At 53.6% G+C, this 13,043-nt stretch carries 7 protein-coding genes; 2 read left to right on the top strand and 5 right to left on the bottom strand.

Annotation, left to right across the window (positions count from 1 at the left end):
- Positions 1-68 precede the first annotated feature (68 nt).
- A complete protein-coding gene (locus DPRO_RS14805; RefSeq protein WP_097012758.1) occupies positions 69-2,366 on the top strand; it encodes a PAS domain S-box protein in 2,298 nt (765 codons plus the stop codon).
- Positions 2,341-3,477, top strand: a complete 1,137-nt coding sequence (locus DPRO_RS14800) for a sensor histidine kinase (RefSeq protein WP_097012757.1) — start codon at positions 2,341-2,343, stop codon at positions 3,475-3,477. The genes DPRO_RS14805 and DPRO_RS14800 overlap by 26 nt, the downstream gene beginning before the upstream one ends.
- A 123-nt stretch (positions 3,478-3,600) precedes the next feature.
- Here DPRO_RS14800 and DPRO_RS14795 read toward each other — a convergent pair whose 3' ends face one another.
- The 5 genes from DPRO_RS14795 to DPRO_RS14775 form a co-directional block, all read right to left on the bottom strand.
- The gene (locus tag DPRO_RS14795; protein WP_097012756.1) at positions 3,601-5,511 is read right to left on the bottom strand and encodes a response regulator; all 1,911 of its coding nucleotides are present in this window, start codon (positions 5,509-5,511) and stop codon (positions 3,601-3,603) included.
- Positions 5,512-5,673: 162 nt separating this feature from the next.
- On the bottom strand, positions 5,674-8,085 hold the full coding sequence (locus DPRO_RS14790; protein WP_097012755.1) for a methyl-accepting chemotaxis protein: 2,412 nt from the start codon (positions 8,083-8,085) through the stop codon (positions 5,674-5,676).
- 196 nt (positions 8,086-8,281) lie between these two features.
- Positions 8,282-10,183, bottom strand: coding sequence for a YgiQ family radical SAM protein (locus DPRO_RS14785; protein ID WP_097012754.1), 1,902 nt, complete (start codon positions 10,181-10,183; stop codon positions 8,282-8,284).
- 14 nt (positions 10,184-10,197) lie between these two features.
- The gene (locus DPRO_RS14780) at positions 10,198-11,001 is read right to left on the bottom strand and encodes a hypothetical protein (protein ID WP_097012753.1); all 804 of its coding nucleotides are present in this window, start codon (positions 10,999-11,001) and stop codon (positions 10,198-10,200) included.
- Positions 11,002-11,016: 15 nt separating this feature from the next.
- The gene (locus DPRO_RS14775) at positions 11,017-12,789 is read right to left on the bottom strand and encodes a DEAD/DEAH box helicase (protein WP_097012752.1); all 1,773 of its coding nucleotides are present in this window, start codon (positions 12,787-12,789) and stop codon (positions 11,017-11,019) included.
- Positions 12,790-13,043: the final 254 nt, after the last annotated feature.

The following is a 13,043-nucleotide window of genomic DNA, read 5'->3' as shown; positions in this document are numbered from 1 at the left end:
GTAGGGTCACCTTTCATTTACAATTGGCATGAATTTCTGACGATTACACTTGGGAAGGGAAGTCAGGCATGTTCAGCTTCATCATGAGGATCAGGCAAAGTCTGATCCTGAAAATAATTATCGCCACGGGCGCCATCATGCTCGTCAGCACACTGCTGCTCATTTATCTGAGCATCGGTTTCGTCAACAATCACACCATGTCCGAGCGGGTTCGAACCGCGGACATGATGGGAAACACCATACGAATCGGACTGCATGATGCCATGCTCCGCAATGACCGCTCGGATATCGGGACACTTATCCAGCGTGTCGCCGATTTTCATCCGGTCGAGACCATCCGTGTTTACAACAAGGAAGGCGAAGTCAAATTTTCCAACAACCTGGAAGAGGTGGGAACGCTTGTAGGCGAGGAACACCACACGTGTATTGTCTGCCATCAGGTTGATCCACCCAAGCAGCAACTCACGCTGGAAGAGCGCACGTGGGAATATGAAACCGAAGATGGAAATCACTTTTTCAGCGTTCAGGTACCCATCAGCAATTCCAAGGAATGCTCAGGCGGTCCCTGTCACTATCATCCTTCAGATGTAACCGTATTGGGAACTATGGATCTGGTGTTCGCATTTGACGTGGCAAATGCCGCAATTGCGGATTACAATATCCAGCTCATCACCCTTGGCACCATATTCTTTTTGATCACTTCGGGCGGCATCTTTCTCGGACTACGCCAGATAATCACCCGCCCTCTCTCTCTATTGACCCAATGCTCAGAAGCAATCGCCCACGGCGAAACCAGCACGGCCTCCAGCACCATCGCCAAACGACCGGACGAACTCGGCAAGCTGGCTCGATCTCACGAAGCCATGGTCAATGCGCTGCAAACACAACAGGAAATCATCAATGAGAAGCGGGAAGAATTCGAGCTGCTTTTCGACAATGTTCCTTGTGTGGTCACGGTTCAGGACGTTGACTACAAACTGCTGGAATACAACAAGGAAAGCAGAGAGCGGTTCAACCCCTTCCCTGATGCATACTGCTATGAAGCCTATAAGGGCATAAATGAAAAATGTGAGGAATGTCCGGTCGAGAAGACCTTTGCTACCGGCCTTGCCCATTGCAGCGAAGAAAGCCGTCGAAACCCGGATGGAACGTATTCACACTGGATTGTTCACACCGCTCCCATTCGGGACAAGAACGGCAAGGTCACCAAAGCCATGGAGATGTGCCTCGACATCACCGAACGAAAAAAGCTGGAAGAAAAGCTCAAGGAATCCGAGAAGAAGTATCACACTATCTTCAACAACGCTCCCAACTCTATTTTCGTGCTGACCAACTCGGACTTCACCATCCTTGATTGCAACAACACCGCCACATCGGTTTATGGATGGAGCGCTGAAGAGTTGATCGGCAAGTCGTTTCTCTCTGTGATCCATCCTGATGAAACCAAGCAGGTCACATCGCAGATGCGTGCCTTCACGGCCATCAATCAGGTCAAATCCGTCAAGCGCAACGGCGACCCGTTTTATGTGGATATGATGCTTGCGGCGTCCGGCCATCTGGATATGGAATACCTGCTCGTATCGACCACCGACGTCACAGAACGACTGGAAGCGGAGCAACAGCTATTCCATGCCGGGAAAATGGCGACCCTGGGAGAAATGGCAACCGGCGTGGCCCATGAGTTGAACCAGCCCCTGACAGTCATCAAATCCGCCAGCAACTATTTTATGCGCAAGGTCAACGCCAACGAGCCGATCCCGGAGCAGACGTTGTATACCCTTTCCAAGGAAGTGGACAGCTATGTGGACAGGGCCACCAAAATCATCAACCACATGCGGGAGTTTGGCAGACAGGTCGATCAGGACTCGGAACTGGTCGATATCAATGATTGTCTGGACCGCTCCTTCACCCTGCTGGGCAAACAATTTGCTGCTCGCGGTATCGAGGTCCAGTGGGAAAAAGCGGATTCACTTCCCCCGGTACTGGCCACAACCGACCAACTGGAGCAGGTTTTCATCAACCTGCTGGTCAACGCACGAGATGAACTGGAAGAGAAGACAGAATCCGGCGTTTCTGATAAAGCAGTCATTACTGTACGGACATACCAAAAGAATGACGATGTATTCATAGAGGTTGAAGACAACGGTGATGGCATTCCCGAAGAGTTGACCCACAAGATTTTCGAGCCGTTTTTCACGACAAAGAAAGTCGGCAAGGGAACCGGTCTCGGGCTTTCCATCAGTTACGGCCTGATCAAGGATTTCGGCGGAGATATTCATGCCGAGAACGGAGAACAGGGCGCACGGTTCACCATAAAACTCCCGGTGGCGGAAACAGAGCATGTTGGAAAAAGTACTACTGGTTGATGATGAGGACGGCATCCGCACCGTTCTGTCTGTTGCCATAGCCGATGCTGGTTATGAGGTATTGACTGCTGGCAACGGGCTGGAAGCCCTGGATATTCTCAAATCCACGGAAGTCCCGCTCATTGTCTCCGACATCAAGATGCCCGGCATGGACGGGCTCGAACTGCTCAAGCAGGTCAAACGCGACTGGCCCGACAGTGAAGTCATCATGATCACGGGTCACGGCGACATGCAGTCCGCCATTGAAGCGCTGCGCATGGGGGCCGGGGATTTCATCACCAAACCGCTGCATGAAAACGCCCTGGAAATCGCCCTTGATCGCGCCAAACAGAAAATCCAGATTCGCGACCAGTTACGGGAATACACCGAAAACCTTGAGCACCTCGTCCTCGAAAAGAGCAAAGAGCTTGTGGAAGCCGAACGCATGGCTGCCGTCGGCCAGACGGTTGCGTCCATGTCCCATGCCATCAAGAATGTAGCAGGTGGTCTTGAGGGGGGCATGTTCGTCCTCGAAAAAGGATTGGAGCTGGAAAATCAGGAGTATCTGCGTCAGGGATGGGAAATGGTTCGCCGCGATGTGGAACGCATCAAGAATCTTGCCATGGATCTCCTCGACTACGCCAAGCCGGTATCCATAGCACCGGAAGACTGCGATCCCAATGCCCCTGCAAGGCAGGTCCGCGATCTGCTGATATCCAAAGCGGAACGCAAGGGAGTGAAAATACAGCTGGAACTGGATGAATCCATACCGGTCATGCGCATTGACCCCAAGGCGATCCACGAATGTCTGACCAATCTGGTTTCCAACGCCATTGATGCCTGCCAGGATCTGTTGGAAGGTGAGAAGCGCGTTGTCATCAAGACCAGCGACAACGGCGGAATGTCTGTTCGTTATGAAGTAAAGGACACTGGTCACGGCATCGCACCGGAAATCCTGACCAAAGTCTTCAATTCGTTCTTCACCACCAAGGGGAGCCGCGGCACCGGCATAGGGCTGATGGCGACCAAGAAGCTCGTCAAGGAGATGGGTGGATCAATCATGGCCAATTCCGGCGTGGGAGAAGGAGCGACTTTCACCATAACCATCCCCACTGCCCACGTGGTCACCTAGCAGATCGAAGCACAGCCGTTGTTTGAGAGAAGTGCGCTGTTCAAGCAACCAGCCCCTTCTCCAATCACCTGAGTGCTGCCCCCTTCTCGATCAGGAGACACTCCCCTAACCGGCGCCGACCGCCTACAGACGATCGCTGATTTCCCGTGGAATGCAGATGGTAAAGACCGAGCCCTTGCCCTGTTCGGATTCGACCACGATGGTACCTCCATGCTGATCGACGATCTCGTTCGCCACGAACAGACCAATCCCGGTTCCGGTACTTCCCTTTGACGAGAAGAAGAGCGTAAACAACTTTTCCTTGGTCTCCGGGTCCATGCCCACCCCGTTGTCGGCAATCCGAAAGGCCACCTGTTTGGCGTCCCCAAATACCTTGAAAGTCACGCGGCCTTTACCGGGCGTACAGGCATCGATAGCGTTCTCTATGATGTTGCCCAGAGCCGAGGCCAGTATTCCCTTATCCACATCAAAGCGGCCGAGCACTGCTCCCATGTCCAGATCAAAGGTAATATCCTTACTCTTTGCCTTGGCTGCAAACGAGGCATACAGATCGAGGGAGAACTGCCCTGCATCCACCGATGCCCAGTTCAGCTCCCGATTCTTGGCGTAATACAGGATATCCATCACTGTCTGCTTGACCCGTCCCGTCAGGAACTGGAGATCATTGTACCCGTCTTCCATCCGCTCGAAATTGCGCTTCTCCAGACCGGACCCAAGTCGATAGACCGCCCCGTCGATACCGGTCAGCAGCCCCTTGATACCGTGGGCCGTGGTTCCCAGCAGCAATCCCAGTGAAGTCAGGCGGTCCTGCAACTTCCTGATCTGGGTGATATCCGTGATCATTTCGATGGCCTGTGTGATATTGCCATGCTCATCACGAATCGGGGCGCTCCAGATCAACACATTGACCTTTTCCCCCTTCTGATTGGTGACAACGGTCTCCATCTGATGGGCCAGCCCATCCTTGAATGTCTTCTCCAGAGGACAATCGCGGCAGATATTGCGCCGGTGCATGAGCAGTTCATAGCAGTGACATCCGCCAAAATCGCCAAACTGCTCCTTATAGCGGGCATTGGTCGACGTAATGCAGAAATCCGTATCCTGCACGGAAATGAAACAGGGAGATTCGTCGAACAACTGTTCGTATTTGTGCTGAGTGGAGCGCAACTCTTCGCGCAACTGTTCAGCTTCGTTAAGGTCGACCATGAATTCCAGCACCATCTCGACACCGTCCTCGGTGGACATGATCGGGATGGTATTGACGATGACAGAGTGAATATTGTCATTAACGCAACGAACTCTGTAATTTCCCCGGCCCGGCTCGCCCGACTTCAGGGTCTGGGCCACAGGACAGTCACGCGGGCCGTGCTCCAATTCTTCGTACATGGACCAACTGTCCTTACCCCGTAAATCGCCCAATCGTTTTCGATAATGCTCGTTGACCGAAACCACGTCCATATCCGTATTATGGATGGAAACAAACATGGGCATCTGATTGAATACATTGAGTGTATCCATATTATCCGTGAAATCGCTCAAGCTGGATGTCAGTCCTTCAAACAACTGACACGCAGCCATTCGCCGCTCCGCCTCGATCAATTGGGTCGATTTTATCTCTACCAATTCTTCCAGGTTCCGGGTGTGCGCTTCCAGTTCGCGGGCCATGTTGATCCGCTCCTGCGCTCGCTGCAGGGCAAAGTACAGCACATCCTCGTTGATGGGTTTGCTGATGAAATCAAATGCCTTGTTTTGCAGGGATTGGATGGCAAGATCGACATCACCGTGTCCGGTAATCATGATGACTTCGGTTGTCGGCGACATCGCCTTGACCTCGCGCAGCAGGTCAATGCCGTTTTTTCCCGGCATCTTGATGTCGGTAATGACGATGGGATGACGTTTATCTTCAAAAATACGCAGGGCGGAATCTACATCCGGAGCAGTATCTACCGCATGTCCGGAATCAATGAGCATGATACTCAAAGCCGTTCGAATGCCGGTTTCATCGTCCACGAGGAGTATGGGGAGCTGAGTCATCGGGGCGTGGGCCTCCATGCATATGTGAATATATTTTCATAAGATACTACACCATGCACATTTTTTTCACAACCAGAGTCCTGCGGTGGGAAAAAGGAATGCCCGAGCATCCCCACTGCCCGGGCATTCAGTCCCGATCAAGCCGGGATATGAGATATTGTATCAACGCTGCATCTTGCCTATGGCACTGCGAAGATTGCCTGCCAGTGTATTGAGCGCTTCAATGGCAATGGACGATTCCTGCATGGATTGCGCGGTCTCTTCGGCAATCCGGTTCACAGTCTCGGTGGCCGCATTGATTTCCTCGCTGGTGGTGGACTGCTCCTTGGCTGCCGCGGCAATGGACTGAACCTGTTCGGCCGCTTCATCGGCTTTGGCGACAATGGCCTGCAACGATTCGCCGGATCGCTCGATCATGGTTCGACATTCTCCCAATGATTTCAGAGCGCGATCATTTGAATCGATGTTATTCGCTGCACTCTGCTGAATAGATTGAATGTAGCTCCCCACTTCCTGGGTGGCGTCCATGGTCTTCTCAGCCAGCTTGCGAACTTCGTCGGCGACCACGGCAAAACCGCGCCCAGCTTCACCAGCCCGGGCCGCTTCAATGGCGGCGTTCAGCGCAAGAAGATTGGTCTGGTCGGCAATATCCGTGATAACGCCCATGATCGCGCCGATGCCATTGGCGTGCTCACCTAGCTCATCCATTTGCGCTCGCAACCCTTCGGACTGCTGGTGAACCTCACGCATCATTTCAACGGACTTACCGACAATGGCGGCACCTTCCCGTGCGAACCCACTGGCTTCCTGGGACAAGCCCGCCGTCACATTGGCATTTTTAGCCACTTCCACTACTGATGCATTCATCTGCTCCATGGCAGTGGAGGCTTCCTGAGCCCTGTCGCGCTGCTGTAACGCCCCCTCATTAGCCTTTCTAATGGATTCAGACAAATCCTTTGATGAATCAGAAACAGAATGTGCAATGCCATTGGCCTCACGGGCCGCTTCCTCGATGAGCCGGTTCTTGGCTTCGACCGTTTGCTGCTGCCTGCGCTCTTCAGTCAGGTCAACCCAGATGGTAATGGCTCCGATCAAAACACCATCAAGATCATAAATGGGCGTGGCAACGGCCTGTAGTATTGCCTTGGAGTTGTCGACATCACGAACAAGCTCGATCTCCCACTCCACCTGCTCGCACTTCTTCATGGCGACTTGCGTCAACGTCTTGCGCTTGCTATTATGATAGACGACTTCATTCAACGTTGTGCCATAGTACTTCTCTGGCTCTTTCCGCTTGCCGAGCACATCGGCCGCCGCCTGATTGAGATGGGTGACCTTGTTGTCCAAGTCCACCACCGCGCACGGGATGGTAACCCCCTTGAGCACGCCCTGGCTAAAACCAAGCTGGTTCTTCATTTCTCCAACCATATGCACCACGGCGTCCATGGTCCGGCCAATAGCATCCTTGGCTTTGTAGTCAAAATCACACTGGAAATTGCCCTTGCTGACGTCATCAGCCGCGGCTGCGAGTGTATTCATGGGGGCCACCAGTTGCCTGCTGACCACACCAATGATTACCAGCGCGATAACCAGCGGAAGCACCGCCGACTCTGCCGCACTGATCAAAATCCGCTTATCAACTCCCTGGAGTATGTCCGACTGGGTGATGGAGGTAACGATAAACGCTCCCCACGGCTCAAATGGCACCACCCTTGAATGGATGGTCTCGCCATCAATATCCACCGACACAACACCACCTTGAGCGGCTATTTCCCTATCTGCGAGAACCTTTGTGATGAGAGCAGCATCGGTCTGCTCATTCGCGCCCTCAACAGGTTGCCACCCATCAGCGAGGAAAACATACGAATGACCCTTTCCTCCCACGTTGACATTCCGAATGAAGCGGCTGAACTCATCGGATATGACGGGTCGCGCCACCTCCAAGGCCCCCATGACGTTTTCATCAAAGTCGCGGATGGCCTCATAGGCGACCACATACCATCCCCCGCCCATCCGCATGATGCCTTCATATCGGTCCCCTGCGAGAATCGCGCGATACGCTTTGTTGCCAGACGGTATGTACACCCCTTTGGCCGAACTTCCGCCAGCAACAGGTATAGTGGTGCTCACTCGAATGAGCTTTTCGTCACTCAACTGAAGCACCGAAGACAATACGCCCGATGTTTCGGCCATTGTATCGACCAGTGTTGAGGACTCGTGAAGATATTTTGATCCGAGTTTGAAGGCAGGAATGGTGACGTCACGAGTTGTCCCTGTCACCTGATCGGTTATGGTCATATCAACATCATAGAGCATCTCGAACATGGGGAGACCGCTTACCCCCATGGTCGATTTGAATATATTCAGATCAGAAATGATTTTCTTGCGGGCGAGGTGATCCTGCATGGCAACGGTTTCCGCCAGCGTAGCAGACACATCTTCGAGTGCAGCGATCCCACTTTCGAGATACTCGCTTCTTGAATTGACAAAATTAACACCTGCCATGCAGGCAATGGTCAAGACGACAATGAACAGCGTGGCAAGGGTCAGCTTGCTCTGAAACCCTAGAGACATGTGGTAACCGCCTGATATAGATTATTCAGATTTCAGGACGGACCATACCCCCGGAATGCGCCGATCATGTTAAATCGGCGTTACGATCAGGCAACAATCCCCGGTCAACCGCAAACAAATGCGCTGCGGTATCAAACTGTTATGACAGTGAAATACACGCTGAAGCGGTTAGTGAGCAGCAAAAGGAATCAACGCCTTAACGTTTCTGCTTTTTGCGCCCTTTACCAGGGGCATCATGACGGGACGGCTTGCCCGGTCGCGACGGTTTACCTGACCGAGCTGGCTTGGAAGATCGGGCGGGCTTGCCGGAACGCGCCGGTTTGGATGAACGCGCTGGTTTGCCGGAGTGTTTTTTTCCCTTTTGAGGAGGACGCCCCCGTGTGGGCATCAAGATGGCGTGCTGACGCAACCGATCGGCATCTGTCTTGGCTACGTAGATAGGCTTTCCATCCATGTCGGTTTCCGCATGGAACATGGCTGCAGCAGCGGTTCCCGGAAGCGGAATGAAGCACTGGACCTGTTCGGGCTTCCATCCCTGGGACCGGAGCCAGTCTCCAAGAGCACGCATGTCGTCATCGGTACAACCGGGGAAAGCACTCATGAGATACGGAATCACGTATTGCTTTTTTCCGGCCTTGCGAGACTCGTGGTCAAACAGTTCAAGAAATTTTTCAAAGGCGGAGAACCCGGGTTTACGCATGAGTTTGAGCACATGGTCCACCTGATGCTCCGGTGCAACCTTGGCTTGCCCACCCACAAATTCACGAATCATGCACGACAGAGAACGCATATCCGTCAAGGCGAGATCAATTCGCCAACCAGAAGCGACTCGCACATGCTTCACGGACTGCATATCAGAGATCGACCGAAGCAGATTCACGAAATCCGACTGAGCAACCTTGTAGTGTTTACAAACGGCAGGAGTTAAACAACTGGAACGCTTGCACTTTGATTGATCTGAAGCACAATGAGCACCCCACATATTCGCGCTTGGGCCACCCACATCCGAGATGGAACCGGTCCACCCTTTGACCTCGGTGACACGCTCCACCTCATCCATGATGGATTCCTTGGTGCGTGAGCGAATCTGTCGCCCCTGATGCAGGGCAAGCGTGCAGAACGAGCAGCCACCGGCACAGCCGCGGTGGGTTGTTACCGAGGTTCTGATCATGTCCGCAGCCGGAATCCGTTCCGTATATGAGGGATGAGGTTGACGAGAAAACGGCAGACCGGCCAACTCATCCAGTCCGGTAGTATCGAGCGGCTCGCCTGGCGGTGTGATGATAACCGCCCTGCCGCCGGTTTCCTGAACAACCACTTCCCGATTCTGGTGGACCTGTCGCTCCAGCATGAGGGTCGCCTTGATCAACTCCTGCGGGTCTTCCTGAATGGCTTCATGGGAAGGCAGTTCCATTACCGGTTTATCTTCCGGCACATCCTTTTTGGCTCCGGCAACCACCAATCCGTTGATTTGCAACAACTTCGGACGAAGTGCCTTGATCGAACGATCTTCTGAATCGCGAAGACACTCGGCGAGTGACACGATGGAATTTTCCGCCATGCCATATGTGATGGCTGTGGCCTTTGAATCGAGCAGAACAGAACGCCGAACCGCATCGACCCAGAAATCATAATGAGAAATGCGGCGCAGGGATGCCTCGATGCCACCAAGGATGACCGGCAACCCCGGAAAGGCGCGCTGCACGATATTCGTATATGCAATACACGCCCGGTTTGGCCGCGCTCCGGCCTGACCACCGGGAGTATATGCATCGTCACTGCGCTTTTTACGAAATGCCGTGTAATGGGCGAGCATGGAATCCAGTGAACCGGCAGTGACTCCGGCAAAGAGTGTGGGTCTGCCCAGCCGCATGACATCATCGGGCCGACCCCAGCGTGGCTGGGCTGAAACACCCACCCGAAAGCCATGATGGACGAGCCAACGACCAAGCAGGGCCGCACCAAACGACGGGTGGTCCACATACCCATCCCCGGTGACGAGAAGAATGTCGATTTCGTCCCAGCCAAGTTCATCCATTTCCTTGCGGCTCATGGGCAGAACCGATGGCTGACTGATTGATGCTCGTGTAGTGCTCATTGTCTGATGATGTCCTAATCAGCGTTTTTCGTCCATGCGAATTGCTCTCGCACGCGCCGAAACAACTCGGGTTTACGGTCATATTGATGCACGACGTGGACGACTTCCCCTTGATCATTGAGAACCTCGCCAGCTTCATTCAGCGGCGGTTCTCCCTGATAGTAGCCCAGAGTCAAAATGGGATTGCCGTTTTCATGCAGTGTCACATCTGGAAGCAGATCGGTACGGATCAACACATTATGCACGCCCTGATCAAAACCGCCCATGCACTCACCCCCGGCAAAGGGAAGAAAGCGGTTTGTCATACGCTCCAGATATTCAACCATTGATTCATGATCGCCCACAGTGGTCCCGGAACAGGAAATGGTATTATCGCTGACCGCAGCCAGCGCCTCTTCTCCCATATGCTCTTGCACCCACCGCGAATTGAACGGGCACGATCCAATGGTCATCTCCTCGTCCTCAAGGGCGCAGTGCAATCCACGGCCCCACGCATACGCAAACGGATCGCGCTGAAACAGCACGTCCCGCACATCAGTAATCATCACATGCTCGAATGGACCTGCCTGTTGCAGATACTCAAGATACAGATAGTACCGGTAGGCATTGTAGGAAACGTGGGCCAAATCATACGGCCGCTCCATGGGAATGATGACAGCACCATGGGCTGCCATCCGTTCCGTATCCCGTGTGGTTTCCGAAACGAACAGCACGCATGTCCCGGCAAACTGCACACGCTCCAGCGAACGCAGAAACGGCGCGACATCGCCATAATGATACCCGGCGGCCAAGCCAAGTATAAGTGTATTGGCTGACATATATGTGACTAGCGGCTAGCGGCGTCTTCTACGACGAGGGCGTCTGCGTCGGGGACGCGACTTGGTACCGGACTCGCCGTCACCACCTTTATCAGCACCGGAAGATTGCTCAGGCCTTCTCTCCGGGCGCGGCTCAGACTGCTGTTCACCGGCAGGCCTGGAAGGCTTCCTCGGCTTGGGTTTGTCACCCGAACGATTTTCGTCGTTGCGTTTGCCTTTGGGACGCCTGTTCTCGGAGGGCTTATCATCGGACCGATTTCCCTCTGACCGGTCATTGCCCGAAGGTCGACCGTGTCCACCATGGTCGCCGCCGCTCCGAGGCTTACGATTCCGCTGCGGCTTTTTGCCATTGCCTTTGGAGGGCTGGTTGGGCTTCCGTTGCTCTCTGGGCTTTTCCTGTTCAGCAACAGGCACTTCGGGCTTGCCGTGCAGAGTATTCTGATAAATTTCGTCCAACAACATGGCGATCAACCCAACCGCTTCTTCATCTGCGGCATACTTCTGAACAAGCGGCAGGAAACGGGCAGCACGTTCACGCTCAAGCGGCTTGAGCTTTCTGAATCGCTTCTCAAGCAGTGCGGTAAGGCGCTCTTCAATGATAGCTGCGACATCTTCTTCGGTCGGGTCCTTGATCTCTTCGAATTTGATCTTGAACCGTGTGGCGATACGCTCAAGCTCCATCTTCTGGATGACATCCACCATGGTGATTGCCTTGCCCGATGCCCCGGCGCGACCGGTTCGCCCTGCGCGGTGCACGTAGGACTCCGGGTCTTCCGGTGGTTCCATCATGAAGACATGAGAGAGTTCGGGGATATCGATACCACGGGCTGCCACATCTGTAGCGACCAGAAAACGCAGTTGTCCGGCCTTGATGCGGGCCATGAGTTGTTCGCGCTTGTTCTGGCTCAGGTCCGAGGTCAATCCTTCGGCATCGAATCCGAACTGTGACAGAAGCGCTGCCGTAAATTCAACATTGCGCTTGGTATTGGCAAAGATAATGGCCGAAGAAGGATTCTCCAGTTCAATCAGCTTGATCAGCTTGCGTTCCTTGCCCATGGCCTGGACCTCGACGAACTGATGCGCAATGGCCGACACGTTGGTCTCATCGCTGGACAGGCTGAGAAATTCCGGATCAACCATGAATTCCCGCGCCAGACGCAGGACCGACTGCGGGAAGGTAGCGGAAAACATATAGCTGCCATCAATTTTTGGGGGCAGGTATCGCTTAACCTCGACCATATCGGGGTAAAAACCGACAGACAGCATCCGGTCGGCCTCATCGAAAATCAGCACTTTCAATTTATGCAGATCAAGGCTTCGCCTGACCAGGTGGTCCAGGATACGACCGGGCGTACCGACCACGAGCTGAGCGCCGTCGCGGAAGGCATCCAACTGCTGCTTGTAACCAACGCCACCATAAACAGCGACGACATTGATACCCTTGTCTCCTGCCAAAGTACGGGCTTCGCTCGCAACCTGTTGCGCCAGTTCGCGTGTGGGTACCATGACCAGAGCCTGACATTCCATCAGGTCTGCATCGAGTTTTTCCAGCAGGGGAAGCACAAATGCACCGGTCTTGCCGGAGCCGGTCCGAGCCTGGACCATGACATCGTTGTCATTGAGCAGGAAAGGCAACGCCAACTCCTGCACCGGCATCAATTTATCCCAGCCCACGCGCACGCACGCATCGTGCAACCGCTCAGGCAGATCCTCAAAACGCATCTTCGGGAGCGAAGAATCTACAGCTTCGTTCTCGTTCACCACTTCGTTGGTGTTTTCCTTTTCCATGATAAAAAACCTATGATGTATGTTATGAATCCCGGCTTGTTGACTGACAATATGAAAGGCCGGGATATAAAAATCGTATTCAAACCGTGGGCACAGTATACCTTTTACCATCGTTTGTACAATAGAGCGGCAATACGACGTTTACGGAGATTAGGGAGATTGGCGGGATTAGCGGGCTTGAGCATAAGACGAAAAGACCGGCCTATTGCAGTCGTGTCGGTAAAAAGAATGGTGAGCTTCTTTTCCCTGTAGCT

The organism is Pseudodesulfovibrio profundus, from assembly GCF_900217235.1.
GTDB lineage: Bacteria > Desulfobacterota > Desulfovibrionia > Desulfovibrionales > Desulfovibrionaceae > Pseudodesulfovibrio > Pseudodesulfovibrio profundus.
The sequence above is the reverse complement of the archived record's forward strand: the minus strand, read 5'-3'. Positions and strand labels throughout refer to the sequence as shown.

Bases quoted from the DNA above. Each gene is read 5' to 3' on its own strand.
- DPRO_RS14805 (WP_097012758.1), top strand. From the start codon at position 69: ATGTTCAGCTTCATCATGAGGATCAGGCAAAGTCTGATCCTGAAAATA.
- DPRO_RS14800 (WP_097012757.1), top strand. From the start codon at position 2,341: ATGTTGGAAAAAGTACTACTGGTTGATGATGAGGACGGCATCCGCACC.
- DPRO_RS14795 (WP_097012756.1), bottom strand. From the start codon at position 5,511: ATGACTCAGCTCCCCATACTCCTCGTGGACGATGAAACCGGCATTCGA.
- DPRO_RS14790 (WP_097012755.1), bottom strand. From the start codon at position 8,085: ATGTCTCTAGGGTTTCAGAGCAAGCTGACCCTTGCCACGCTGTTCATT.
- DPRO_RS14785 (WP_097012754.1), bottom strand. From the start codon at position 10,183: ATGAGCACTACACGAGCATCAATCAGTCAGCCATCGGTTCTGCCCATG.
- DPRO_RS14780 (WP_097012753.1), bottom strand. From the start codon at position 11,001: ATGTCAGCCAATACACTTATACTTGGCTTGGCCGCCGGGTATCATTAT.
- DPRO_RS14775 (WP_097012752.1), bottom strand. From the start codon at position 12,789: ATGGAAAAGGAAAACACCAACGAAGTGGTGAACGAGAACGAAGCTGTA.